The organism is Nocardia sp. NPDC052112 (assembly GCF_040680135.1).
GTDB lineage: Bacteria > Actinomycetota > Actinomycetes > Mycobacteriales > Mycobacteriaceae > Nocardia.
The window spans coordinates 11,132-36,920 of the sequence record NZ_JBFAWD010000016.1 but is presented as its reverse complement, the minus strand read 5'-3'; the positions used below and the strand labels follow the sequence as shown (position 1 = coordinate 36,920).

The following is a 25,789-nucleotide window of genomic DNA, read 5'->3' as shown; positions in this document are numbered from 1 at the left end:
AGCTCCGCGCCGCGCGCAGGTACCACCCGGTATCGTTGGGTCAATCATGCTTGTACTAGCCGTCGACACCGCGACACCCGCCGTGACAGCGGGATTGGTGGAACTGGAGCAGGCCGCACCCGGTACCGTCGCCCCGGCGCGGCTGCACACCGTCGCCGCTCGCGTCCGGGTCGACGCTCGCGCCCATGCCGAGGTACTCACCCCACAAATCCTCGAATGCCTCTCGGAGGCAGATCGTTCCAGGGCCGATATCGAGGCCGTCGTGGTCGGCATCGGGCCGGGTCCGTTCACCGGACTCCGGGTCGGCATGGCGACCGCCGCCGCCTTCGGGGATGCGCTCGGCGTCCCGGTCTACGGTGTGTGCAGTCTCGACGCGATCGCCGCCGACGCTGTCCTCGAACCCTCATTGCTGCCGGACATCACGCCCGAGAGCGAACTGCTCGTGGTCACCGACGCGCGCCGCCGCGAGGTGTACTGGGCCCGCTACCGTGACGGATATCGCATCGCAGGTCCGGAGGTGAGCAAGCCCGGTGACCTGGATCCCGTGCAGGCCACCATGATCGCCGGATCCGCCTCGCACGTCGACCTGTTCGACCTGCCGGTGCTGCCGGCCGAGACCCCGTCACCCGCCGGTCTGGTCCGGGTCGCGGCGCCCGAACTGCTGGCGCGTGCCGTGCCGGAACCGTTGATCCCGCTGTACTTGCGCAGACCGGACGCGGTCGAACGGAGCTACCGCACGCTCGACCGGACGGGAGCGTGACGGCCGTGGAGCCCGACCGGAGGTCCGAGGGGCGAAACCCCGCAGCTCGGGAGGTGTTGGGGTCTCCCCAACAGGCGCCGCGCATCGAGCCGATGAACGTCGCGGATATCGAGCGTTGCGTCGAACTCGAGCAGTTGTTGTTCCCGGAGGACGATCCGTGGCAGGCGGTGTCCTTCCGCTCGGAACTGGCCGGACCGCACAACCGCTATATCGTCGCGCGCGACGAGGCCGGCATGGTCGGCTATGCGGGTATCGCGCTGCTCGGTGATGCCGAACATCCCGAGGCCGAGGTGCACACCATCGGCGTCGATCCCGGCTGCCACCGCCGCGGCGTCGGCACGATGCTGCTGGAGGCGCTGCTGGCCGAGGCCGGCAAGCGCGGCGGGCCGGTCTTCCTCGAGGTCCGCACCGATAACGCCCCCGCCATCGCGCTCTATGCCAAGCACGGCTTCCACATCATCGGCCTGCGCAAGAACTACTACCATCCCAGCGGCGCCGACGCCTACACCATGCGCCGACCGGAACTTACCGCCGCGAACCCGACCTGGGGCCCGCAGCCGGGCGAAACGGCACAACCGAACGGGGTGCTGTCGTGATCGTCATGGGCATCGAAAGCTCCTGCGACGAAACAGGAGTCGGCATAGTGCGCCGACACCCCGACGGCAGCTGCGAACTGCTCGCCGACGAGGTCGCCTCCAGCGTCGAACAGCACGCCCGCTTCGGCGGCGTGGTCCCCGAGATCGCCTCGCGCGCACACCTCGAGGCCATCGTGCCCGCGATGCGCCGGGCGCTGGCCGCCGCGGGCATCAGCAAGCCCGATGCGCTCGCGGTGACCATCGGCCCAGGACTCGCCGGTGCGCTGCTGGTCGGCGTCGCGGCCGCGAAAGCCTATGCGGCAGCGTGGGATGTGCCGTTCTACGCCCTGAACCATCTCGGCGGACACGTCGCGGTGGACACCCTGGAACACGGCCCGATGCCGCCGTGCGTCGCACTGCTGGTCTCCGGCGGTCACACGCATCTACTGCACGTCACGGATCTTTCCGAGCCGATCGTCGAACTCGGCAGCACCGTCGACGACGCGGCGGGCGAAGCCTTCGACAAGGTCGCCCGGCTGCTCGGCCTCGGCTTCCCCGGCGGACCCGCGCTGGATGCCGCTGCGGCACACGGCGATCCGAACGCTATCGCCTTCCCCCGCGGCATGACCGGCCCGCGCGACCCCCGCTACGACTTCTCCTTCTCCGGCCTCAAAACCGCCGTCGCCCGCTACGTCGAGGCGGCCCAGCGCAATGGCTTCACCGCCGACGAACTGCCGATCCCGGATATCGCCGCATCCTTCCAGGAGTCGGTCGCCGACGTACTCACCATGAAGGCCGTGCGCGCGGCAAAGGACGTCGGCGTCGAGACGATCGTCCTCGGCGGCGGCGCCACCGCCAACTCCCGAATCCGCTCGATGGCCGAAGATCGCTGCGCCGCAGCCGGATTGCGCCTCCGTGTCCCCAAACCTCGCCTGTGCACCGACAACGGCGTAATGATCGCCGCCCTAGGCGCCCACGTAATCACAGGCGGCGCACCCCCCTCCGCCCTGACCGTCGCCACCGACCCCGGCCTCCCCGTCTCCATCAGCCAAGTCAACTAACTGCGATCAAGATCAGGTGGACATGGCTGCGGGTGTTTCTCGCGCTTTGCCGCCATAGTTTCCCCCTGATCACTTGTCCAACGGCGAGCCGGGGCTGGTGCTCGGACTTGTGTGTTGTTTGGTGGGATTTGCGGTGTGGGGGCTAGGGGGTGGGCGCTCGCTTGTTGTCTGGGTCTCGCGGTGGTGCGGTTGCTCTTGTGCTTGGTGGCGTTTGCTCGCACGATGGGGGCTGCCTGCCTTTGGGATCGGTGCCGCCTGCACCTGACTACCCGCACCCCTCCGGCCCGGCTACCGGCTGTCGCTTTCTCGTCTCGGGCTTGTGCCTCTGGCTGATCTGGGTGTCGCTTTCTCGTCTCGGGCTTGTGCCTCTGGCTGATCTGGGTGTCGCTTTCTCGTCTCGGGCTTGTGCCTCTGGCTGATCTGGGTGTCGCCTTCTCCCCTCGGGCTTCTGCCCCTGGCTGACCCGGCTATCACCCTCACCCCTCCGGCCCCAGCCCCTCACAATGGACCTCAGTGGTGAGGCGCAACCAGCTGCCCCGCACTCGACCCCGAATTGCCCCTGGGCGGGAACGGAATCCGGGGTTGCGCAGGTGTTTGCGATGGCGTCGCCGATGAAGCCGGAGTGCGGTCCGGCACCGAGGATCCCACGCCTGTCGTGTTCGGATTTCCGAACAGCGGCCCGAGCAACTCCGGGAACGGGATCGGCGGCAGGTTCGGATCCGGGCGCAGCGTCGGCGCGGACGGGCTGGTCGCGGCGGGCGATGGGGCGGCCGAGGTGGATGGTTGGCTTCGGTCCGGGGTGAGCGAGGGGATACTGGCACCGGAGGGCCGGTTGGTGCTCTCTCGGTTCGGGCCGGTGATCGAAGCGCCCGCACCGGTCGGCGGCACGACCGTCACCGGCGCCGTAGGTAGTTGGGCACTACTGGTGGTGCCCGCGGGAGAGATCTCGTCGTCCCCGGCCGGCGCGAAGGTCTTCACCCCGTAGCCGATGACCAGCCCGACCACCACGATCGCACCTGCCAGCGTGCCGGCGACCTTGGTGAAGGTCCCTACCGGCGCGTCTGCGGCACCGACCACCGGGAATACCGACGGCTGCACCGAATCCGCCACCAGCGCGGCACCTTTCGCGATCACCGCCTCCGGATCGTCGATGGTGTGCACCGGGATGTCCAGCTCGTGTTGGAGGGTGGACAGGACCGCGGGAATATTGGCTCCGCCGCCGATCACGATGACGGCCTGCGGGAACCTGGGCGCCCGCGCGAAGACCGCGGCGACGAAGACGGCGGTCTCGCGCAGCAGATCCGAGATCAGTTCCTCGAAGTCGGCCCTGGTCAGCTTGAGTGGCTGCCCCGCGACGTGGTCGATGGTCACGGCGGGCGCGATCGACAGGTGTTCCTTGGCGGCGCGGCCGCGGTTGGTAAGCATGCCGCGGTTGGGCCTGGTGCCGCGCCGGGCGTAGTGCAGATCGACGAGGTGGTGATAGATCAGCTCATCGATCGCGTTGCCGCTGACCGCCGCGGTGCGCTCGGTGCGCAGGATGGTGGAGTCGGCTTGATCGGCGACGGTGACGCTGAGACCGGTCGCGCCGAGATCGACGACGGCAACCGTGTCGTAGCGGTCCACGAGTCCGGTGTGCCGCAAATACGTCAGTGCCGCAGTACCTTCCGGCACCAGCCGCAGATCGCGCTGTTTGCCGGTGGCCGACCGGATCACCTGTGCCTGCTCTTTACTGCGGTAGGCGACCGCGACGCTGGTGGGCGGGCGACCGGCGGAACCGGTACCGAGCGATTTCGCACCGGCGAAGCGCGCACCGACCGGATGCGCCGGAAAGGCCACGTCATAGGAGAGCTGTGTGGTCGGAAGTTGGGTCGTCATCAGCTCGATCGAGGACGCGACGAGATCGCCGAGATCGGAGTGGGCCGCGTCCGCGGAAACCACTCGATAGTCGAAACTCTGCGCGCCGTTGGACGCGGTAGCGACCAGTGCCGAGCACACGACCTCGTTACCGGCCGATATGCCGAGGGATGTTCGCATGTCACCTCCCTTCGAGCGGATGGTCATGGTGTCGCCGACCATCTCGAATGGACAGCCGGACTGCTCGCGTGGATGGCGAGCGATCCGGACGCGGGACCGGGCCGACCCATTGTCCGGATGGGTCGCTGGGACGGCCGTGGATCACGTGTGGTCTTGCCCTCTGGTGAAGCTTCTTGTGGAAAATGCTGGGTGTTTGTGACGCTGGTTCGAGCTCGGTATTTGACGCTGATCTTGCTCTTGCGGAGCGGGTATTGTGCTGTGGCACTGGGTGTTTCGCGACGCTTGGTGCTCCCCCCACGTGGCGGTTTCACCGACGATCACGGCGAGCGGAGCACGACCGCCGTCAATACTGTCACAATCCGTTATCCGAACGTTACAGATTTGCCGAAGTCTTGGGAAGCCCTCAGACATCCGGGCGTGGCGCGTCGCATGCGTGTCGGAAAACGACACGAGGTGCCCGGACCAACGGTTTTGGCACAGTCCAACCTTGAGCGCTGGCACTCTCATGTATAGAGTGCTAGTCGGCACTGTGTGATGTGCGTGTGCCAGTTCGACTACTGAGCAGGGGTCCCGGCACCCGCGACGACGGGGCTGATGCGCAGGGTCGAGTTCGAGTGACCGCCGGCGACTGCTTGCGTGTCGCTCGATACAACACCGATACCGATGGTCCGGGACAACAGTTTCGGACGACCGTAAATCCCCTGAAAGTGGAGGGCTCAACGTGGCGAGCGTGAACATCAAGCCGCTCGAGGACAAGATCCTCGTCCAGGCCAACGAGGCCGAGACGACGACGGCCTCCGGCCTGGTCATCCCCGACACGGCGAAGGAGAAGCCGCAGGAGGGCACCGTTATCGCCGTCGGCGACGGACGCGTCACCGACAAGGGTGACCGCATCCCGGTCGACGTCAAGGAAGGCGACGTCGTCATCTACAGCAAGTACGGCGGCACCGAGATCAAGTACCAGGGCGAGGAATACCTCATCCTGTCGGCGCGCGACATCCTGGCCGTCGTCACCAAGTAGCCGATAGGCACATGCGTTCCGCCCCGGTGTCTTTCGCGACCCGGGGCGGAGTGCGTTCGGCCCAGAACACACAGGAGCTGACAAACACATGGCAAAGCAGATCGAGTTCGACGAGAACGCTCGTCGTGCTCTCGAACGCGGCGTCGACAAGCTCGCCGACGCGGTGAAGGTCACCCTCGGGCCGCGTGGTCGCCACGTCGTGCTCGCGAAGGCCTTCGGCGGCCCGACGGTGACCAACGACGGCGTCACCATCGCGCGCGATATCGACCTCGAGGATCCGTTCGAGAACCTCGGCGCGCAGCTGGTCAAGAGCGTCGCGACCAAGACCAACGATGTCGCGGGTGACGGCACCACCACCGCGACCGTGCTGGCCCAGGCGCTGGTGCGCGCGGGCCTGAAAAACGTTGCCGCCGGCGCGAATCCGATCGTGGTCGGTTCGGGCATCGCCAAGGCCGCCGACGCGGTCTCCGAGGCGCTGCTCGCGCTGGCCACCCCGGTCTCCGGTGAGCAGGCCATCGCGCAGGTCGCCACCGTCTCCTCGCGCGACGAGGAGATCGGCGAGATGGTCGGCAAGGCGCTGACCACCGTCGGCAAGGACGGTGTCGTCACCGTCGAGGAGTCCTCGACGCTGCAGACCGAACTCGTCGTCACCGAGGGCGTCCAGTTCGACAAGGGCTATCTCTCGCCCTACTTCGTCACCGATGCCGACAGCCAGCAGGCCATCCTCGAGGATGCCTACATCCTGCTGAACCGGGAGAAGATCAGCTCGCTGCCCGATCTGCTCCCGTTGCTGGAGAAGATCGCCGAATCCGGCAAGCCGGTGCTGATCATCGCCGAGGACGTCGAGGGTGAGGCGCTGTCCACCCTGGTGGTCAACTCGATCCGCAAGACCCTCAAGGCCGTTGCGGTGAAGGCCCCGTTCTTCGGTGACCGGCGCAAGGCGTTCCTCGACGATCTCGCCGTTGTCACCGCGGGCACCGTGGTCAACCCGGATCTGGGCATCGCACTGCGCGAGGCGGGCATCGAGGTGCTCGGCAAGGCACGTCGCGTGGTCGTTACCAAGGACGACACCACGATCATCGACGGTGCCGGCACTGCCGAGGACATCGCTGCACGTGGTGCGCAGCTGCGGCGCGAGATCGAGGCCACCGATTCCGATTGGGATCGGGAGAAGCTCGAGGAGCGCCTGGCCAAGCTGGCCGGTGGTGTCGCGGTGATCAAGGTCGGTGCGGCCACCGAGACCGCGCTCAAGGAGCGCAAGTACCGGGTGGAGGACGCGGTGAGCGCGGCCAAGGCCGCCGTCGACGAGGGCATCGTGCCCGGTGGTGGCACCGCCCTGGTGCACGCCGCCGCCAAGCTCGTCGAACTGCGCGACTCGCTCTCCGGCGACGAGGCCATCGGCGTCGAGGCGGTGCGTACCGCACTGCGGGCGCCGCTGTATTGGATCGCCACCAATGCGGGCGCGGACGGTTCCGTGGTGGTCAGCAAGGTCGCGGATGGCAAGGAGGGCTTCAATGCCGCCACCCTCGCCTATGGCGATCTGCTCACCGACGGTGTCGTGGACCCGGTGAAGGTGACCCGCTCCGCGGTCGTGAACGCGGCGTCGGTGGCCAGGATGATCCTCACCACCGAGAGCGCCGTGGTCGACAAGCCCGCCGAAGAGGAGCACGACCACAGCCATCACGGTCACGCGCACTGAGCGTCGGCCGCACGGCAAAAGGCCCCCGGGACCGCACGTCCCGGGGGCCTTCGTTGTGTGAACAATATGAACGCAATGGCCCACAACAAGTCGGAAAAGGTCAATCGCGGCTGCTCCGCCTCCCTGAGCCTTTTGTCGACGAGTGGGGTGGCGTCGAGAGCTACGTCGCGAGCCGACTTCCGGGCGTATCGGACGAGTTACCCATGTGCCGGCGAAATCAGTTGTCCCGCAGGGGGGACGAAAGAGGACTCAAGAGGCTACTGGTGGCTGCTCAGCGGCGATGGCGGCGAGCAATCCGGCACGCAGGGCGGCGGGCGGCTGGGCCGCCGTCGCCTCCGCGAGAGCGGCGAGGACTTCCTTCGTCTGCTGGACTTCGGTCATGAATTCCGCGCGTAGTACGGGGTCCTCGCTGTCGAGCACTTCCTGCACCGCATTGTGGTCTTCGTCGTCGATCGATCCGAGCGCGACGGTGTGCGCGAGATCGATCCGGACTTCGTTCATCTCACGTCACCCCCAAACTTTTCTTCAGTCGTGTCAATCCATCCCGTATACGGGACTTAACAGTCGGCAACCCTACGCCTAGGAAGGCAGCGACTTCCGCGTAGGTGCGCCCGCCGTAGTAGGCGAGCGAAATGGCTTCCCGTTGAGTCTGTGTCAATGTCCCTAGACCCTCCAGGACCGCCTGCTGCTCGAGCCTGCGCTCTACTTCTTCGGTGACCTCATCGAATTCGTTGCCGAGAACCCTTATCCCATAAGCGACTTCGCGCAGGGTATGGGCCTGTTCGGCGCGGACACGGTCGACGGCCCTTCGATGGGCGAGGGTCATCAACCACGTCACCGCGGATCCCTTGGTCGCGTCGAAACTGGACGCGGTCCGCCAGATCTGGAGATACACCTCCTGGGTGGTCTCCTCCGCGTATCCGGGGTCGTGCAGGACGCGTAGCACCAGACCGAACACTCGCGCACACGTTCGGTCGTACAGCTCGGCGAATGCCTCCTGGTCGGACCGGCCGCAACGTTCGAGAAGTGCGGCGAGCTCGATACTTTCGGCGGCGCGTGCCGTTACCGCAGATTCCACCCCGTTGGAAGAAACGGTGGGTGGGATGGCTTCTCTTCGGAACGAGTCGCCCTCTGCGGCCGGCGGCCGCGTTGTCACAACGCTCCATTCTGTGTCATCGGTCACTACCGTAGCGGGCCGCTATGGGACCCCGTGCGGTGGGGTATCAGCGAACCACTTGCGAGCTAGCAACTTCCCGGTAAACCTCGACACGCCAGGCGTTTTCTGGCGGAGACTCGCCGTGACACGCCGAATGTTTTCGCGAAACGCCGTACATACAACCGACTTCGGCTTGTGGCCATCGCCGGGTGTTTGCTAGGCATTCGGCGCGCCGCGCCACATGGATGGGAAGAAGTTCGTTTTAGACGGCCATGCGACGGCGGTTGCGCCGGGCATGCATCTCGCGCTCGGTTTCGGACATACCGCCCCAGATGCCATAGGGCTCGCTGACTTTGAGTGCGTGGCTGCGGCACTGCATGAGCACCGGGCAGGCTCGACAGATCTCCTTGGCGCGCATCTCGCGTGCGGTGCGGGCGCGGCCGCGTTCACCGTCGGGGTGGAAAAACACCGCGGAATCCTGGCCGCGGCAGGATCCCCGCATCTGCCAGTCCCAGACGTCCGCGTTCGGACCGGGGAGGTGGGTCGGCATGGGCATTGGTGAACTCCTCGTGGTGCGAGCTCGTCAGCGTTGTCGAGCAGTTGTTCTGCAACAGTTGTGGCCACGGCGCCGGGTCGGCGGCGTGCCATGGGCTCGCCTATTGCGGTCGCTGCAATTTCGCGCGGCGCCGACCGTGGCGATGAGCTACGTTAGGTCCAGCCGTGAAATTCCGTCAATAGTTCGATGCAGCAGTTTTCTAAATCTTAAGCTGCGAAATTTAACCTCGAAGCTGTTTACTTTTTGGACCCTTCCGGTAATACTGATCGGTTGACCAGAGGCTGGTATGTCCTCGCATGGCGTCAGTATTCCGCATTCCCGCAGGTGGGAACGGGTTGGTGCTTGCATCCCAGCGTGGTAGCCAGTACGCCCCGACGTGGGTCCTGTCACACCGGCGACGGGCCTGTTCGATGTCCGGTCGATCCGAGATGGCAGAAACGGGGCGCTGAGGTTAATTGCGCGAAACGCATGTGAATTCCGGTCACACACGCTATGTGATTGCCGGAAGTACTTTTACTTGATGGAAACATGATGACGGCGATGAAATGCTCAATATTAGCCGGAAGTACCTGACGGACGGTTTCCTTGGGTGCGGTCGCATGCCGCGTTCGGGATAGAGTTCGGCCGTGTTCGTGCCCGCTTCCCCTATATATATCGAGTCCGCCATGCTTGCCGACGCGGCTTTCGGCACCGGCCCCGGCCGCGCCGCTACCGAGTTGCCAGCCGCCGCCAACCCGCTCGATCGGTGGTATCGGGCGGTGGTTTCAGGTGGTCAGGGCCGCTACGGCGCGGCGCGCGAAGAGTTGCGGATATTGCGCGCGGGCACCGCCGATCCGGTGTTGCTGTCGCTGGCCGCTAGTACCGAGGGCTCATTTCTGCGCCAGCTCGGCTGGCATGCCCGCGCCGCCACATACGACGGTCGCGCGGCCGCGTTGATCCTGCCGACGGAGGGTACGGTCGGGCCCGATCGCGTGGCCGCGATCTGTGATGCGCTGACCGGACTCGCGGCCGACGCACTCGGCACCGGCCGCCTGGCGCTCGCCACCCGCCTGCTCCGACGCAGTCACGACGCGATGACCCAGGCGCAGTCACCGCAGGGCTGGCGAACGCTGATCCGCTGGCATTGGGTCTGCGCGGAGACCGCACTCGCTTCCGGCGCCCCGGACACCGCCGCGCCCCACGCCGCGACGGCCCTCGCACTGGCCGAGGACGGCCCCTCGGTTCGGCACCGGGTCAAGTCCCGGCTCTTGGTCGCCGCGACCGCCGCGGCATCCGGTGATATCGACCGCGCGCGCACGCTGGCCGATGTGGTTGGCGAGCAGTGCCGCGAACACGGGTTGCTGCCATTGCGTTGGGCCAGTTCGATGTTGCGCGCCGGGGTGTCCGTCGGTGCCGACGCGAGCGCTGCCGCGACGGATGCGCAGGAGTGTGCGGAGGCCATCGGCCGTCGTGGCGGGCGCTTTCGTCCTATGAGTGATTCTCGTGTCTGATCGAGAGACCACCGTGTTGCCCGTATCCACGGGTTGTATCGCTATTGTTAGACCGTTCCGCCCCTTCGGCGGAAGCACTGGCCGTCTCCGCCGGTGCCACTTGTAACGCCAGGAAATTCTCTGACGATGACGAACACGGGCGAAGAGTTGGACCTCGCCGTCGCTGCCGCAGCGCAGGGCGACAGATCCGCTTTAGCCCAGGTACTCGAAATGGTCCGCCCGTTGGTGGTGCGCTATTGCCGCGCGCGGATCGGCGCCGCGGAGCGTGGACAGCTCTCTGCGGACGACGTTGCGCAGGAGGTATGTCTGGCCGTGATGACAGCTCTGCCCCGGTATCAGGACCAGGGCAGGCCCTTCATGGCCTTCGTATACGGAATCGCTTCGCACAAGGTTGCCGACGCTCATCGCAACGCCGCCCGTAACAAGGCGGAGGCAATGGCCGAAGTACCAGATGTCATATCCACCGACCAGGGGCCGGAACAGCGAGCTCTGGAATCCGAAACGAGCAGGCAGATGAATAGCCTGCTCGCGACGCTTCCGGAGAAGCATCGCGAGATCTTGATCCTGCGCTTGGTCATGGGTTTGTCAGCAGAAGAAACCGCAGTCGCCGTGGGCAGTACGGCGGGTGCGATACGCGTCGCCCAACACCGGGCGCTCGCGAAACTGAAGTCACAAGTGGCGAGGGCAGGTGAAATGTATGGCTAGGGATGGCGAGCGCGGTCGGGGCGACTGGAAGGCGCGACGTGGATCGCGAAACAGCGGTCCCTACGCCGGGAGTGGTGACACCGGTCCGGTGGACATCGCGGCGGTGCGCAGAGACGATGCGCTTATCGATGCCATTGCTAGCAACGGTCCGGTACAGACCGACAGCGCGGAGGAGTTTCAGCTCGCGTCGCTGCTGGCGGACTGGCGTGCGGAGCTGATTTCTCCGCCGCTGCCCGCGGAACCGAGTCTCGATGAGATCGTTGCCGCGGTCAACCAGGAGATCGGTGCCCGGCAGGTCCGTATCGGTGCGCAGTCCGGCGGGCGACTACGGCTTATCCGTCCGATTCTCGGGACGGCCGCCGCGCTGGCTCTGGTTATCGGTGGTCTGTCGGCGTTCTCCTACGGCGCCGCTCCGGGTGATCCGCTCTGGCGGGTCAAGGAAGTCGTGTTCAGCGAACAGGCACAATCGACCGTCGTGCAGCGCGCCGACAGCGATCTGGCCACCGCGAAAGCGGCACTCGCTCAGGACAATCCGGAGCAGGCCAGGGCAAAGCTGGAGGGTGCCAAGGCGAATGCGGAGCTCATCGACGATCCGGCCAAGCGGGACAAGCGAATCAACGAATTCAACGCCTTGCTCGCGGAGTTGAACAAGATCGCTCCGGAGATCGGCAAGTCGCTCGCGTCGAGCACGACAGCGACGACGACACCCAATCCGGCGACAACCGACGGCAGCAACCCGCCGACCACCAAGCCTTCCGGCGCCGCTGGTTCGACCTCCGTGGTGGTGCCGCCGGGCGATACGAAGGTGCCGACGACGGAACCGAATACACCGGGTAAGTCGACAACACCACCGACAACCCAGCCGCCGGTGACCACGCCCGAACAGCCGACTCAGCCGACCCAGCCCAGTCACACGAACCAGGGTCCGCCGAGCACCGTGGTGGGAACCCAGCCGACGGGGGTTGTGCCGAGCGTGGACAGCGGCCCGCCCGCGCAGCCCTCGACCCATCAGCAGCCGCCGCCGCCGACCTTCGTGGTTCCCACCGGGTTGCCGTCTTTGCCGGGGTTTCCCGGATCGGGGCCGACCTCTTAATCGGAGTCGCTACCCCGAAGGCGCTTTGGTCGGTGAAAGCGCTCGATCCAGCAGAAGCGCTGTGGCGGATGCATATCCGCCACATCCGCGCGTGCGTGGGTGCGCGGACATCCGAAATATCGTGCACGAACCGATCGCCGACCGGCGGTCGGCTTTTTCTGTCAGCTATTTCACATCGCGCCCGCGCGTCAGCGCGCGGTGTGGGCGCGCGATGTCAGCTGTCGAACCCGTCGAATCCGTCGCCGTGGAAGGCCTCGTTCATCGAGGCGTCCGCGTATCCCCGGCAGTAATCCCAGGTGACATACGCTTCCGGCATCGGATCGTAGGCGGGCTCGTGCGGGCGTACCGTGCCGTCGACCAGCAGCTGAAGCAGGTTGGCGCGCAGCATATCCCAGTCGTGGTAGTGGTCCTGTCTGCAGTCTTCGCAGCTGACCACGAGTCCTCGGATGCCACGGTGCGCTAGTAGTGCCTCGTATACCGCAAGGTCGGCGAGATCCTCCTCGACCGCAAGGCGCTCGTGGGGATCCAGCGGTTCACCGGGCTCGATGGCATCGAGCGCGGCGGACGGGTCGGAGGGGTCTCCGGCGAACGGATCCGGCGGCAAGCCAGGTGGTAGATGGTCACGCACACCCCCACGGTACGCAGAACAGGGTGCTCTTCGCCAGCTATGTGGCGCGCCAGTTTCGGCGATGGGCTGAGTTCTGTGAGCAAGCGCAGCGAGTGAACCATAGGCGCGGCCGCGCTCGCGCACCGCGCAGTCGAGCGACAGCGAGGCGCAGTCGTGCGTGAGCGTCAGCGAGTGAACCATGGACACGGTGCGCCTCGCGCATGGCCGAGCCGAGCGTTAGTGAGGCGCGGTCGGGCGCGAGTTTGCGGGACAGATACCATGGGTGACAGGCCCCGGCCAGTATCCGACAGCGCTGGCGGAGCCGCCACCGTCCATTCCATCAGCTTCCACGACGCCGGCCATCCCGGCGTTCGTTGCTTTCGACGTCCAGGAGGGGTCGATCCGAATGAGTAATCCCGTATCGGGCGAACGAATCGCGGTCCGCCCTCCTACGGGTGGTGACGATCCGAACAAGATCGCCATGCTCGGCCTCACGTTCGACGATGTGCTGTTGTTACCGGCCGCTTCGGATCTCATCCCCAGCTCGGTGGAAACCTCCAGCCAGCTGACCCGCGAGATCCGGTTGCGTACCCCGCTCTGCAGTTCCGCGATGGACACCGTCACCGAGGCGCGCATGGCCATCTCCATGGCGCGCGCCGGCGGCATGGGCGTGCTGCACCGCAATCTCTCGGTCGCCGATCAGGCCGCGCAGGTCGAGACCGTCAAGCGGTCCGAGGCGGGCATGGTCACCGATCCGGTGACCTGTCGCCCCAGCGACACCCTGGCCGAGGTCGACGCGATGTGCGGCCGCTTCCGCATTTCCGGCCTGCCGGTGGTGGATGAGACCGGCGCGCTTGTGGGCATTATCACCAACCGCGATATGCGGTTCGAGGTGGATCAGAACCGGCGGGTCGCCGATGTGATGACCAAGGCGCCGTTGATCACCGCGCAGGAGGGCGTCACCGCCGAGGCCGCACTCGGTCTGCTGCGCCGCCACAAGATCGAGAAGCTGCCGATCGTCGACGGCAACGGCCGCCTGCGCGGACTCATCACCGTCAAGGACTTCGTCAAGACCGATCAGTACCCGAACGCCACCAAGGACCGCGACGGCCGCCTGCTCGTCGGCGCCGCGATCGGTGTCGGCGAGGATTCCTGGTCGCGCGCCATGACCTTGGCCGATGCCGGGGTGGACGTGCTCATCGTCGATACCGCGCACGGACATCAGGCCGGTGTGCTGCAGATGGTGACCAAGGTCAAGGCCGAGGTCGGCGATCGCATCCAGATCGTCGGCGGCAATGTGGCCACCAGGGCCGGTGCAGCCGCGCTGGTCGAGGCGGGCGCGGATGCGGTGAAGGTCGGTGTCGGTCCCGGGTCCATCTGCACCACCCGCGTGGTCGCCGGTGTGGGCGCGCCGCAGATCACCGCGATCCTCGAGGCCGTCGCTGCGTGCAAGCCGCACGGTGTTCCGGTGATCGCCGACGGTGGCATCCAGTTCTCCGGTGACATCGCCAAGGCGATCGCGGCGGGCGCGTCCACCGTGATGCTCGGCTCGCTGCTGGCCGGCACCGCCGAGTCACCGGGTGAGCTGATCCTGGTGGGCGGCAAGCAGTTCAAGAGCTACCGCGGCATGGGGTCGCTCGGCGCCATGCAGGGCCGCGGCCAGGCCAAGTCCTACTCCAAGGACCGCTACTTCCAGGACGATGTGCTCGCCGAGGACAAGCTGGTCCCCGAGGGCATCGAGGGGCGGGTGCCGTTCCGCGGACCGGTCAACCAGGTGATCCATCAGCTCGTCGGCGGGCTGCGGGCGGCCATGGGCTACACCGGGTCGCAGTCCATCGCCGATCTGCAGGAGGCACAGTTCGTGCAGATCACGGCGGCCGGGCTCAAGGAGAGCCACCCGCACGACATCACGATGACCGTCGAGGCGCCCAACTACACTGGTCGCGGCTAGCCTGCTTGACGGGTTGTGTACTGGACGGAATTGTCCGTGCATGATTGACCGTGTTCGCGGTCATCGAGGTGCACAGCCAACGGCATCGCGAGGCGAGAGGACAGGATCACGAGTCCTGACCTGCCGCCCCGGACGTAGTCGCCTGTTGGCGATCGACCGCTCAGTATGGCTCTACGAGTATTGGCGATCGACGACCCGATCTGCGACTACGAATATTCGTGCGTCAGATTCGTCTGGCGCACCATGGCTGACGTGATCGGCACCCGAGGCGACCACAACGGAGCGAGTCTTACGAGCGACCCGTTCGCGGCCGAGCCGTCGAAGCGCATGCGCCGCAGGCGTGAGTCTCGACGGCGCCGCTAGCGGCTGCTTGCAGGTCGCTCGAAAGGGTCAGTCGCGAGACACCAGGGGGCCGCGAACACGCCGCGCCGAAGGCGCGGCCAAAGATAAGGAGAACAAGCGTGCGCGACATGGTCGAGATCGGTATGGGTCGGACCGCCCGGCGTACCTATGAACTGGACGATGTCGATATCGTCCCGTCGCGGCGGACTCGTTCGTCGAAGCAGGTATCGCTGGCGTGGCAGCTGGACGCCTACCGATTCGAGATCCCGTTCCTGGCGCACCCCACCGATGCGCTGGTCTCGCCGGAGTTCGCCATCGAACTCGGCAGGCTCGGCGGACTCGGCGTCATCAATGGTGAGGGGCTGTGGGCCCGGCACGCCGATGTCGCCGCGAAGATCGATCAATTGCTCGAACTCGTCGCCAAGGGCGGCTATGAGCGGGCCGTCGGGCTGCTGCAGGAACTGCATGCCGCGCCGATGCAGCCGGATCTGCTGGCCGCCGCCGTCGCGCAGGTGCGGGCCGCCGGTGTGACGGTCGCGGTTCGGGTGAGCCCGCAGAACGCGCGCGCCCTGACCCCGGCGCTGCTGCAGGCCGGTATCGACCTACTCGTGGTGCACGGCACCATCATCTCCGCCGAACATGTCGGTGACGGTGAGCCGTTGAACCTCAAGACCTTCATCGCCGAACTGGATGTGCCGGTGGTGGCCGGCGGCGTGAGCGATCACAAGACCGCGCTGCATCTGATGCGCACCGGCGCCGCGGGCGTCATCGTCGGCTACGGCTCGTATCCGGGCGCGACGACCACCGGCGAGGTGCTCGGCATCGGGGTGCCGATGGCCACCGCCATCGCCGATGCCGCCGCCGCGCGTCGCGACTACCTGGACGAGACCGGCGGACGCTATGTCCATGTCATCGCCGACGGCGATATCGCCACCTCAGGTCAGCTGGCCAAGGCCATCGCCTGTGGCGCCGATGCCGCCATGCTCGGGGTACCGCTGGCATTGGCCGCCGAGGCGCCGGGCCGCGGCTGGTACTGGCCGTCCTCGGCCGCGCATCCGTCGGTGCCGCGCGGTTCGCTGCTGCATGTGGAGGATCCGTGGGATCTGGGCGGCGAACTGTCCGGTGATACCGGCGAGACGGTGCGCCCGAACCTGGAGCGGGTGCTGTACGGGCCCTCCGACGACCCGTTCGGCTCGCTGAATCTGGTTGGCGGCCTGCGTCGCTCGATGGCCAAGGCGGGCTACTCCGACCTCAAGGAATTCCAGCGGGTCGGTCTCAGCGTTCGCGCGTGAAACCAGCCGCGCTCAGCGGACGTCGGTGGGCACGGTCCGCTCGCGGAGGAACTGCTGGATGGCGTGATTCACCGCTTCGGGGTGGGTCATGGTGACCGCGAGCCGTGCACCGGCGATCTCGACGAAGGTCGATGCGGTCAGACCGGCGGCCAGCTGTTGGGCGCGCTCGCGGGCGATACCGCTGTCGGTGGCGTGAATCACCAAGGCGGGGCAGGTGATTTCGGATAGGCGATCCAGTACCGAATCGCGGCCTAGCAGACAGCCCGCGGCGACCTCGATGCCGCGGCGGTCGCGGACCAGCCAGCGCTTGGTCCAGATCGCCCGGTACCACTCGTCATCGCCGATCAGCCAATACGCGAGTTGTTCGACAGCCTCCTGCCGGGAGCCGTCGTCATACCACTCGTCCAGGAATTTCTGGGTCGCGGCGGACTGCTCGAGCGTCGGACCGTGCGCCTCGGTGCTGATCAAGATCAGTGCGGAGACCCGCTCTGGTGCGATGAGCGCGGCGCGCAGCGCGGTGAAGCCCCCTTGCGCGGTGCCGCCGACCACGGCGCGTTCGGCGCCGAGCTGATCGAGGACGGTGAGCGCATCGCGCGCTGCGGTCCAGTAGGTGTACGGCAGCCCCTGGTCCCTGGTGCGGCCGTGTCCGCGCGCATCCCAGGACACGATCCGGAATTCCGGTGCGAGCGCGGCCCGCTGCGATGCGAACATCGTTCGGTCCATGAGGAATTCGTGTGCTAGCAAGACCACCGGACCGTCGCCGCCACTGTCCTCGTAATGGATGTCGGCGTCTATCGCGCGGGCGAAGGGCACGGCATGAGGATAACCAGCGGTGCGGGCGCGCGCGGCACGATTTCCGCCGCTGACATCTACGCCTCGCCAGCGGTCGGCTCCGATGCCGGCGATGGCTGCCGTGCCGATGGTTCGCTCCCTGCCGCCTCCGCCTCGCTGGCACTCGGCTCCGCCGTCAGGGAGAACCCTGCTGTGCCGATGGTTCGCTCGCTTCGCCCCCTAACTAAACTGTGCGAGTGGCAGAAACTCAGAGACCGGTCCTCGTCGTCGACTTCGGCGCACAGTACGCCCAGCTGATCGCCCGGCGGGTCCGTGAATCGAGTGTGTATTCGGAGGTGGTCCCGCATACCGCCACGGTGGATGAGATCGCCGAGAAGCAGCCACTCGCGGTGATTCTGTCCGGCGGACCGTCCAGCGTGTACGCCGAGGGCGCGCCACAGCTGGACCCGCGGCTGTTCGATCTCGGCATTCCGGTCTTCGGCATCTGCTACGGCTTCCAGGCCATGGCGCAGGCGCTCGGCGGCACCGTCGCGCATACCGGCACCCGCGAATACGGCCGCACCGAGCTCAATATCGACGGCGGCGTGCTGCACGGCGGCCTGCCCACCAAACAGCCCGTGTGGATGAGCCACGGCGATGCCGTCACCGACGCGCCCGAGGGCTTCGAGGTCACCGGCACCAGCGCCGGCGCTCCGGTCGCGGCATTCGAGGATCGGGCCCGCAAGCTGGCCGGTGTGCAGTACCACCCGGAGGTGCTGCACTCGCCGCACGGTCAGCAGGTGCTCAGTCGCTTCCTGCACGACCTCGCCGGGATCCCCGCCACCTGGACCCCGGCCAATATCGCCGAATCGCTGATCGCTTCGGTGCGCGAGCAGATCGGCGACCGCCATGCGATCTGTGGGTTGTCGGGTGGGGTGGACAGCGCGGTCGCCGCCGCGCTGGTGCAGCGTGCCATCGGTGACCGGCTGACCTGTGTGTTCGTCGACCACGGCCTGTTGCGGGCGGGGGAGCGCGAGCAGGTGCAGCAGGATTTCGTCGCCGCGACCGGCGCCAAGCTGGTGACCGTCGACGCGGTGGAGAAGTTCCTCGGTGAGCTGAAGGGCGTCACCGATCCGGAGGAGAAGCGCAAGATCATCGGCCGGGAGTTCATCCGGTCGTTCGAGGATGCGGTCTCCGAGGTCGTCGTCGAACAGAGCGGCGGCTCCGCTCCCGAGGTCGAATTCCTGGTGCAGGGCACGCTTTACCCGGACGTTGTCGAATCCGGCGGCGGCACCGGCACCGCGAATATCAAGAGTCACCACAATGTCGGCGGTCTGCCCGACGATCTGGAGTTCGAACTCGTCGAACCGCTGCGGCTGCTGTTCAAGGACGAGGTGCGCGCGGTCGGCCGCGAACTCGGGCTGCCCGAGGAAATCGTTGCCCGCCAGCCGTTCCCGGGGCCGGGGCTGGCCATCCGCATTGTCGGCGAGGTCAGCGCGGACCGCCTGGATACGCTGCGGCAGGCCGATGCCATCGCGCGCGAGGAGCTGACCGCCGCCGGACTGGATCGCCAGATCTGGCAGTGCCCGGTGGTGCTGCTCGCGGATGTGCGCAGTGTCGGCGTGCAGGGTGACGGCCGCACCTACGGTCACCCGATCGTGCTGCGCCCGGTCTCCAGCGAAGATGCCATGACCGCCGACTGGACCCGGCTGCCCTACGACGTACTCGAGCGCATTTCCACCCGCATCACCAATGAGGTGGCCGAGGTCAACCGGGTTGTCCTCGATGTGACGAGCAAGCCGCCGGGCACCATCGAATGGGAGTGACCCCGCAATCGGGCCTGGTTTGCCGGATTTCGGGAGTACCGTCAGCCGGATAGAACCCAGTCCCAGGGGGTCCGGATGGCAGCGAAGAAGCCGCTCTGCACCGTCAACGCGGTCGTCGAGGCGCCGTGTGGGGTGGTTGCCGCACTGCTTACCACGGTGAGCGCCGGTCCGGTCGGTCCGGACAACGCCTTCTTTCTCGCCGACGGGCCCGATTCCGAGCTGCGGCTGCGTGGTGGTCCGAATGAATTCCGGGCCGCGGTCGCTCGGGATCCCAATCGGATTCGGGTCGAGGTGGATAGGGCACAGGCGATGCTCGCGATCGAGGGACAGTGGTGGTTTCGCGCCGAATGCCGGGTGTTGCCGCATCCGAAGGGGGCCAGGGTGACCCAACAGGTGTTCAATGTCGCGACCAGTGCGCGGTGGATGGTGCCGATGGTCGCGCGGGGTGTCGAGGGTAAGCAGCGGGTGAGTGTGCAGCGACTACTCGACCGGATCAGTGTGCATTTGGGCTGCCCGGCCTACTTGGAGTAGTGGTTTCGGGGCGCACCTGTGCCGGCCGTCGGCGAGCCTGGTGTGCGGCCGAGGACGAGTTGTCCGAGTAATAGGCCGCCGCCGAGGTAGCTCCGGCTCGGTGTCAGCGGCATGAAACGACCGATCGGGATTCCGGTATGTTCGCTCGGTTCGTCGTGGCTGTCGAACTGTTCCATGGGCATTGGCGTTGTGCTCCTCCGGAAAGAAAATGGCCCGTCGTTGGCGGGCCATTCGCGGTGATCAGCGGGGTCTACGCGGGGTAATGACCAGCAGGATGCCGACCACGATGGCGGTGATCACGACGATCCAGCCGAGCGAGGCCACGCCGGTTGCGGTGGTGGTCGGGCCGATGAAGGCCCAGATGCTCACGCCGAGGGCGAGCAATCCGACGATCAGCAAAGAGACCGAGGGTCCCCGCTTGGTGATGTTGTCTTCGGTGGGTTCAGCCACGGCGCACCTCCGCATCGCCGGTCCGGACATGGACTTTCAGGTCGAGCACCGGTGTGCCGTCGGCATGTGGGCCGGTAATGCCGGTGGGGCAGTTGACATCTCCCATATTGACCGAGCAATCGGTGCGTACCGCCATCCCCTCGGGCAGCAGGATCTTGGCCTCGCCGATCTGGACCGCGACCTCGATGGCCCGGTTCTCGGTCAGCTGCAGCGACCGCAGATCCAACGTGCCTGTCCCTATGGTCAACTCGTACTTCGGGGCCAGATCGGCCATTGTGGCCGGCGCCCAGGTGCGATCGCCGACGGTGGCACTGTCGAAGTGGATCGGGCCGAGCATCGAGGCCAGCACCACGAATCCGGCGAGCGGTGCGGTCAGCACCAGCAGCCCGAAGCCGCGACGGAGGAAGGCGCCGATCACCAGCCCCGATCCGATCACCGCCAGCGCCACCGCGCCGATGCGGCCGGGTGTCATCCATTCGACGCCGGAGGCCGCAAGCGCACCCGCGCCGGCGGCGGCCAGAATGGCCAGGCCGAGCACCACCGGGGTGAGCCGGGAGCGCGGGCGCTTCGGCGGTGGCGCGACGATGGTGCGGGTCGGGGCGGGTTCGGGGAGATCCCAGGCGAGTGGCGCGACGCCGAGCGGATCCCAGGAGGGTGGGGTCGGGCCGGTGGGGTGTGCGGGTGCCGCGGCCGTTGTGCGGGATGGGGGAGTGTTTGTGCCCAACGCGGATTCGGATCGTGACGGGGTACCGCCGTTGGTCGGGGCGGTGGTGCTCTCGCTGGCAGGCGGTGTGATGCCGGCACCTACCGGGGCGGATGTCGTGTCCGACGGGCCGCCGGTCGGGTGCGGTGTTCCCGGTGCTTGGTTGTCGGGCGCCGTGGGCTCGACGGGAAGCGCCGATGATCCCACGTCACTCTTGTCGAGCCGGACGGTGTCCTCAGGTAGCCGGACGGCATCAGCTGACGTATTGTCCGAATCGGTTGGCGTGCCGCCGATTTCCGGCGTTGCGCTCTTTTCGATCAGTTCGGCTGCGCCGTCTTGCGGCCGGGCCGTGTCCGGATCTACCTGCTGGGTAGGGGTATTCGCAACCGGTGCCTCCGGTGCAGGAGTGTCCGGAACGTACGCGTCGGGCAGCTTCGTGTGCGGCGTGTGCATGCTGGTCTCCGGCGCGTAGAAATCGCCGGGCATGGTGCGCTGCGGGAATACCGCCCCGGGATAGCCGGTCGCGGTGAGACCGCCGTCGAATGGCCCGAGCGAACTCGTGCCGGGCGGCGGCTGTGGATTGCGCATATGCAGCATCCACCAACCGGCCAGCATCAGCGCCATGCTGATCATGCCCGAGCCGGCAAGTCCGACGCCGACCGGTCCGATGGTGCTGACCGCGATGGCGAGTGCCACGATCAAGACGATGGTCTTGGTCTGTGACTGCGAGCTGTGTCCCTTGCCGAACAGTGATTCGGCCGCCGAGGACTGATCACCCGCCTCGCTGAACAGCAGCCAGGCGAGCAGGTACAGCACGATGCCCGCCCCACCGAAGATCGTCGACACCACGAGCGCGACCCGCACGAGCACCGGGTCGATCCCGTAGCGCTGCCCGAACCCGGCCGCGACGCCGGCGATCGGACCTTGCCGCGGCAACCGGACGGGCCGCGTCTGCCACATCTGGTGTATCTGATCGCCGAAGCTCGTTTTCGTCATGACTCCCATGGTGGTGCTGACCAGCACTTCGGCGCATCGGGGGGAACCCTGAGAAAATCTCTGATCTCTTTGGACCAAGCGGTCTCTTGTTCAGGCGCAGGGCGGACGGTAGGTGAGCTGGGGAAGGTGACGCTGCCACAGTTCAGGCGTCATGAGGGTGGCACGGCAGATGCGCTCGATGGCGTGCCGCTCGTCCAGATCCCACAGCCGTCGCGCGCCATCGCTGCTCGAAGCGGACAGATAGTTGCCTTGCGGACGGAACTGGATGAACCAGACGTTGGGGCCGAACGGTGCGATGGAACTGGACAGGAGGCGGGGATGACGGCGATCGGTGAAATCCCACAACCGCACCGAACCGTCGTTTCCGCTGGTGGCCATGATCGTGCCGTCGGGGCTGAACGAGGTCGAGATGATCGCCAGATTATGTGCGGTGACCCGATCACCGATCGGTTCGGGCGAGGCCGGGTTACCGATGTCCCAGACCTGGAACGTTTCGTTCGCCACGGTGACGGCGGTGTGGCCGTCGGGGTGCATGATCACGTCGAGCATCAACGACGAGTGCTCCGGCGCGGATGCCCCCAGCCGGACAGGGCGGTCCGGGTTGGAGATATCCCACAGCGCCAGCCTGGTTCGTAGAGCCATCGCTGGGGAGCCCGGTTCGGACAGCGTCGCTTCGATCACCGCGAGGGTCGGCCCGGTCGGATTGAATCCGAGGGCTTGGACCTGCGCGGGAGCCACGGATGTCGGTGTTCCCAGTAGCACCGGGCGGGAGCGGTCCGTAATGTTCGCGAGTTGGAAGGCCTCGACCTTGGCATCCGGAGTCAGCGCCGCCAGGGTCCAGTCACCGTTGAAGTTCAGGTGCGACCATTGCGACGATGCGGCCTGCCAGTTGTCGGATATTCGCATGCGCTTCGGGTCGGACAGGTCGACAAGGACCAGCGGCCCGGTCGCGCCGTCCTGCGCGATCAGGGACTTCCCGTCGGGGCTCGAGGCCCGGATCGATGATCCCGGTCTGGCCCGGAGTTCCCCGATCCGGACCGGCTCCCGGGGGTTGCTGGTATCCCATATGACGAACGTGCCGTCGCTGGAATCGCTCACCATTCGGGTGCCGGTCGCGTCGAATATCGGACTCCTGCCCCAATCGGTGTGTCCATCGAGCACCGCTGGGGCCAGCGTCCACAGCCGCACGATTCCCTCGCTGCCACCGACGGCCAAGTTCTTTCCGTCCGGGCTGAATGCCAGTCCCGTCGGTTCACCGCTACATCGGGTAGGAATCTTCGCCTCGTCGAGGCAGCGCGACGGAATCGCCGACAGCAGGGCGCCCAGCGGGGTCGGCTGCGCGGGATCGGCGATATTCCATAGTCTCGCACCGGTGGAGCCGCCGGTTGCCAGCGTGCGGCCGTTCGGGCTGAAGTCGAGCAGGGGGACGGGCTGCTGAACCACGGTATCCACCAGCGGAGTTCCGAGCGGGCGCGGCTGGGCGGGATGATCGACGGCCCATAACTGGGTCACGCTGACGTAGGTATGTCGTACGGTCAGGCGTGGACCGGCCAGGGCGAATGCGGTGTTATCGGGGCTGAACCGGATTGCCTCGACATTGTGGGCCACCTCGAATGGTTTTCCAGCGTGGGTGACCTCCCCCGCGTCGGGGACGGTCCACAATTCGACCGTCGCGGTACTGCGGTCCCAGTCGCTGGTCGCGACGGCCAGTAGTCGCCCGTTGCCGCTGAACGCGAACGCGGAGAGGTCCCGATCATGCGGCGCGGGAATGAAGCGACCCTGGATCGGTTCGGCCGGATTGCCGACGTCCCATAGGGTGACGCCCTTATCGCGCATGGATCCGACTGCCAGCGTCCGCCCGTTCGGACTGAAGGACACCAGATAGCCCTTTTCCCCGGTGGTAGTCGGCGGTGATCCGAACAGCAGGGGATGCGCCGGATCATGGACATCCCACAGCTGTGGCTGCGCCGACGTGCCGGTGGTCGCGAGTACCGTGCCATCACGGTTGAATGCCATGGACATTGCCCCGGAAGGGGATTCGCGTAAGGGCTCGCCCAGCGGGCGGGGATGTCGTGGATCGGCGACGTCCCAGAGGCGGATAGTGTTGTCGTTGCTCGCCGAGGCCAGCACCCGGCCATCCGGGCGATAGGCGATGGTCCTTATCCGCTCCTCGTGTGCGACGAATGGCGTTGCGAGGGGGACGTTCTGGGTCGCGAGCAACCGTGCCCGCACCTCCGGATCGCCCGGCCTGAGTTGTTCGGCAACGAGATATAGCTGTGCGGACAAGGATGGATCGATTTGCTGTAGTCGATCCGCCTCTGCCAATACGGATCCGAAGTTCTTGTCGTTGCGTTGCTGTTCGGTGCGCTCGACCTGTGCGTAGGCAGCTGTGCCGAGTACGAGTAGGCCGACGCCGAGCATGGCGAAAACTACGCGGGTCACCGATGACTGTCTGCGGCTGCGTGTTCGCGCTGCTCGGGAACGATCGAGGAAGGTGCGGACCTGACCGCCGACCACGGGTGGATCGACATGACCGAGAGCGGTCTCGAGCCGGGTGCCCCGATAGAGCAGTGAGCGATCCTGCCCGGTCGAATCCCATTCCGCGGCATCGGCTTCCAGCCGCTGCCGGACCAGGTAGCCGACACGGTCTTCATCGATCCAGGTGTGTAGGCGCGGCCACGCATCCAGCACGATCTCGTGGGTCAGGTACACCGAGCCGGAGTCGAGGGTGATGAGGCGGGTGCGGGCCAGCAGTTCCAGTGCGGCCGTGGCGGATACCGGGTCGGTGGTGCGTTGCAGCAGGGTCGGGCGCGCGGCGATGCGCCGGGTATCACGCGAATCATTGGCGACGGCAACGAGTCCGAGTAGGACATCCTTCGCGGCGGCCTGCTGGGTGTCGGACAGTTCGCTCCATGCCTGTTCGGCGGTGGCGGCGATGGAGCCGACGACACCGCCCGCCTTGCGATATCCGGCGATGGTGAGTTTGCGACCTTCACGGTGCTGCCAGGTGGCGGCCATGACGTGGGAGAGCAGCGGAAGTGCGCCCGGATCGTAGCTCTGGCGGTTCTCGTGATCACCGACTCCGCAGAGTTCGGTGATCACCAACTCCTCCAGACCGGACTCCAGTTCGAGCCCGGCGTGGTTGGCCGGTCCGGTGAGTGCCTGGGCGAGTTCGTCCAGCCGCATGGGGCCGAGCAGATAGCTGCGTTGTTCGAGAGCGTGCTGCAGGATCGGATAGTCCAGGCAGTGGGCATAGAAATCGGCGCGCAGGGCGATGATGACGGCGATGGCATCGTCGGGCCGGGTGGCGCAGCGGTCCAAGACCTGCAGAAAGGCTTCGCGCTCGCGTTCATCCGGACAGGCGGTGAACAGCTCCTCGAACTGGTCCACGATGAGCAGACGCCGCTGGCCGATGCTCCACCGATCGAGTGCCGCGAACACCTCGTCCGCGGACGGATTCGCGATCGGGTGATCGGCGTGAAAAGCGTTCGCCAGCGCGGAAAGTGGTGTCACCCCCGGCGTCATCGCCACGGTCGACCAGTTGTCGGCGGTGACAGTGGGGATGAGTCCCGCCGCCAACAGCGACGACTTGCCCGCCCCCGATGCGCCGATCAGGACAGCGATACCGTCCGTGTCGGCGGCGGCCTGGACCAAATCGGTGAGTTCGGCAGTGGACCGGGTTCTGCCGAAGAAGATGTCCCTGTGCTGTTTGCGATACGAGGTGAGCCCCAGGTAAGGGCAGGCCGCATCGTCCTCGTCATCCGGCGTCCAGGCGATGGCGGCTTGCCAGAGCCGCTGCCATTCACGGACTTCCAGCAACCGCCGAGCTGTCTGCGGTTCGGCCTTCTTGGCCAGGTCGATCAGGGTGAGCACCACCGGAAGCAGCGATTCGAAACGAGCCGGAACATTGCGCCCCGCTTTCCAATCACTGATCCGCTGCACCGAAGCAGTCGCCGCGGCCCGCGTACCTTGCGCGGCCCGCATCCTCGCCGCGGCGGCATTGGCCACCCGCCGCAATGTCGGATTGCCCGCGGCGGCATAGAGATCAGCGAACCGTTGCGCGAAAATCGCACGTGGTGTTCGGATTTCCCCCCGGTCTTCGGCGGTGGCGGCCCCGGTCACCACGTGCGCCCGGCGAAACTCCTGGGCGATACAGACATAAGAACAATT

At 66.6% G+C, this 25,789-nt stretch carries 22 protein-coding genes; 12 read left to right on the top strand and 10 right to left on the bottom strand.

From position 1 onward, the window contains the following. Positions 1 to 46 precede the first annotated feature (46 nt). The 3 genes from tsaB to tsaD all read left to right on the top strand — a co-directional run bounded on the left by tsaB (position 47) and on the right by tsaD (position 2,396). Positions 47 to 760 (top strand): tRNA (adenosine(37)-N6)-threonylcarbamoyltransferase complex dimerization subunit type 1 TsaB, encoded by a 714-nt coding sequence (tsaB, locus tag AB0L58_RS27745; RefSeq protein WP_364390784.1) that lies wholly within the window; start codon positions 47 to 49, stop codon positions 758 to 760. 92 nt (positions 761 to 852) lie between these two features. Beyond that, complete coding sequence (gene rimI / locus AB0L58_RS27740; protein WP_364391090.1) at positions 853 to 1,356, top strand: ribosomal protein S18-alanine N-acetyltransferase; 504 nt, start codon at positions 853 to 855, stop codon at positions 1,354 to 1,356. Beyond that, positions 1,353 to 2,396: a tRNA (adenosine(37)-N6)-threonylcarbamoyltransferase complex transferase subunit TsaD gene (gene tsaD, locus AB0L58_RS27735; RefSeq protein ID WP_364390782.1), complete on the top strand. Its 1,044-nt coding sequence runs from the start codon at positions 1,353 to 1,355 to the stop codon at positions 2,394 to 2,396. Before rimI ends, tsaD begins: the two co-directional genes overlap by 4 nt. Before the next feature lie 510 nt (positions 2,397 to 2,906). Here tsaD and AB0L58_RS27730 read toward each other — a convergent pair. Continuing rightward, positions 2,907 to 4,430: an Hsp70 family protein gene (locus AB0L58_RS27730; protein WP_364390779.1), complete on the bottom strand. Its 1,524-nt coding sequence runs from the start codon at positions 4,428 to 4,430 to the stop codon at positions 2,907 to 2,909. A gap of 721 nt (positions 4,431 to 5,151) precedes the next feature. On the opposite strand from AB0L58_RS27730, the gene groES reads away from it, so the two are divergent. Together groES and groL are read left to right on the top strand one after the other, a co-directional pair. Beyond that, positions 5,152 to 5,451: a co-chaperone GroES gene (gene groES / locus AB0L58_RS27725; protein ID WP_364390777.1), complete on the top strand. Its 300-nt coding sequence runs from the start codon at positions 5,152 to 5,154 to the stop codon at positions 5,449 to 5,451. 88 nt (positions 5,452 to 5,539) lie between these two features. Continuing rightward, positions 5,540 to 7,150 (top strand): chaperonin GroEL, encoded by a 1,611-nt coding sequence (groL, locus tag AB0L58_RS27720; RefSeq protein ID WP_364390774.1) that lies wholly within the window; start codon positions 5,540 to 5,542, stop codon positions 7,148 to 7,150. A 249-nt stretch (positions 7,151 to 7,399) separates the two neighbouring features. Here the strand turns inward: groL and AB0L58_RS27715 are convergent, their stop codons facing one another. From AB0L58_RS27715 to AB0L58_RS27705, 3 genes are all read right to left on the bottom strand, one after another. After that, positions 7,400 to 7,651: a hypothetical protein gene (locus AB0L58_RS27715; RefSeq protein WP_364390772.1), complete on the bottom strand. Its 252-nt coding sequence runs from the start codon at positions 7,649 to 7,651 to the stop codon at positions 7,400 to 7,402. Position 7,652: 1 nt separating this feature from the next. After that, on the bottom strand, positions 7,653 to 8,228 hold the full coding sequence (locus AB0L58_RS27710; RefSeq protein ID WP_364390770.1) for a sigma-70 family RNA polymerase sigma factor: 576 nt from the start codon (positions 8,226 to 8,228) through the stop codon (positions 7,653 to 7,655). 340 nt (positions 8,229 to 8,568) lie between these two features. Continuing rightward, on the bottom strand, positions 8,569 to 8,862 hold the full coding sequence (locus tag AB0L58_RS27705; protein ID WP_014981828.1) for a WhiB family transcriptional regulator: 294 nt from the start codon (positions 8,860 to 8,862) through the stop codon (positions 8,569 to 8,571). 626 nt (positions 8,863 to 9,488) lie between these two features. Here AB0L58_RS27705 and AB0L58_RS27700 point away from each other — a divergent pair. The 3 genes from AB0L58_RS27700 to AB0L58_RS27690 all read left to right on the top strand — a co-directional run bounded on the left by AB0L58_RS27700 (position 9,489) and on the right by AB0L58_RS27690 (position 12,150). Beyond that, positions 9,489 to 10,352, top strand: a complete 864-nt coding sequence (locus AB0L58_RS27700) for a hypothetical protein (protein ID WP_364390768.1) — start codon at positions 9,489 to 9,491, stop codon at positions 10,350 to 10,352. Between the two features lie 126 nt (positions 10,353 to 10,478). Next, positions 10,479 to 11,057, top strand: a complete 579-nt coding sequence (locus tag AB0L58_RS27695) for a sigma-70 family RNA polymerase sigma factor (RefSeq protein WP_354951867.1) — start codon at positions 10,479 to 10,481, stop codon at positions 11,055 to 11,057. Next, positions 11,050 to 12,150, top strand: a complete 1,101-nt coding sequence (locus tag AB0L58_RS27690; RefSeq protein ID WP_364390764.1) for an anti-sigma-D factor RsdA — start codon at positions 11,050 to 11,052, stop codon at positions 12,148 to 12,150. The genes AB0L58_RS27695 and AB0L58_RS27690 overlap by 8 nt, the downstream gene beginning before the upstream one ends. Before the next feature lie 214 nt (positions 12,151 to 12,364). On the opposite strand, the gene AB0L58_RS27685 is transcribed toward AB0L58_RS27690, so the two are convergent. Continuing rightward, positions 12,365 to 12,778, bottom strand: a complete 414-nt coding sequence (locus AB0L58_RS27685) for a DUF5319 domain-containing protein (RefSeq protein ID WP_040686729.1) — start codon at positions 12,776 to 12,778, stop codon at positions 12,365 to 12,367. A 385-nt stretch (positions 12,779 to 13,163) separates the two neighbouring features. On the opposite strand from AB0L58_RS27685, the gene guaB reads away from it, so the two are divergent. Together guaB and AB0L58_RS27675 are read left to right on the top strand one after the other, a co-directional pair. Then, positions 13,164 to 14,708, top strand: a complete 1,545-nt coding sequence (gene guaB / locus AB0L58_RS27680) for an IMP dehydrogenase (RefSeq protein WP_364390761.1) — start codon at positions 13,164 to 13,166, stop codon at positions 14,706 to 14,708. A gap of 461 nt (positions 14,709 to 15,169) precedes the next feature. Then, positions 15,170 to 16,342 carry a GuaB3 family IMP dehydrogenase-related protein gene (locus AB0L58_RS27675; RefSeq protein ID WP_364390760.1) on the top strand — a complete coding sequence of 391 codons (1,173 nt, stop codon included), beginning with the start codon at positions 15,170 to 15,172 and terminating at the stop codon, positions 16,340 to 16,342. 12 nt (positions 16,343 to 16,354) lie between these two features. On the opposite strand, the gene AB0L58_RS27670 is transcribed toward AB0L58_RS27675, so the two are convergent. Continuing rightward, positions 16,355 to 17,155 (bottom strand): alpha/beta hydrolase, encoded by an 801-nt coding sequence (locus tag AB0L58_RS27670; protein ID WP_364390759.1) that lies wholly within the window; start codon positions 17,153 to 17,155, stop codon positions 16,355 to 16,357. A 215-nt stretch (positions 17,156 to 17,370) separates the two neighbouring features. Here AB0L58_RS27670 and guaA point away from each other — a divergent pair, with 215 nt between their 5' ends. Continuing rightward, positions 17,371 to 18,939: a glutamine-hydrolyzing GMP synthase gene (gene guaA, locus AB0L58_RS27665; protein ID WP_364390758.1), complete on the top strand. Its 1,569-nt coding sequence runs from the start codon at positions 17,371 to 17,373 to the stop codon at positions 18,937 to 18,939. Positions 18,940 to 19,014: 75 nt separating this feature from the next. After that, positions 19,015 to 19,470 carry a hypothetical protein gene (locus tag AB0L58_RS27660; protein ID WP_364390757.1) on the top strand — a complete coding sequence of 152 codons (456 nt, stop codon included), beginning with the start codon at positions 19,015 to 19,017 and terminating at the stop codon, positions 19,468 to 19,470. Here the strand turns inward: AB0L58_RS27660 and AB0L58_RS27655 are convergent. The 4 genes from AB0L58_RS27655 to AB0L58_RS27640 all read right to left on the bottom strand — a co-directional run bounded on the left by AB0L58_RS27655 (position 19,458) and on the right by AB0L58_RS27640 (position 25,741). Then, positions 19,458 to 19,652 carry a hypothetical protein gene (locus AB0L58_RS27655; protein WP_364390756.1) on the bottom strand — a complete coding sequence of 65 codons (195 nt, stop codon included), beginning with the start codon at positions 19,650 to 19,652 and terminating at the stop codon, positions 19,458 to 19,460. The genes AB0L58_RS27660 and AB0L58_RS27655 overlap by 13 nt on opposite strands. Positions 19,653 to 19,710: 58 nt before the next feature. Then, a complete protein-coding gene (locus tag AB0L58_RS27650) occupies positions 19,711 to 19,920 on the bottom strand; it encodes a hypothetical protein (protein WP_364390755.1) in 210 nt (69 codons plus the stop codon). Continuing rightward, positions 19,913 to 21,619, bottom strand: coding sequence for a PspC domain-containing protein (locus AB0L58_RS27645; RefSeq protein WP_364390754.1), 1,707 nt, complete (start codon positions 21,617 to 21,619; stop codon positions 19,913 to 19,915). The genes AB0L58_RS27650 and AB0L58_RS27645 overlap by 8 nt, the downstream gene beginning before the upstream one ends. 90 nt (positions 21,620 to 21,709) lie before the next feature. Continuing rightward, positions 21,710 to 25,741 carry an NACHT and WD repeat domain-containing protein gene (locus AB0L58_RS27640; protein WP_364390753.1) on the bottom strand — a complete coding sequence of 1,344 codons (4,032 nt, stop codon included), beginning with the start codon at positions 25,739 to 25,741 and terminating at the stop codon, positions 21,710 to 21,712. Positions 25,742 to 25,789: the final 48 nt, after the last annotated feature.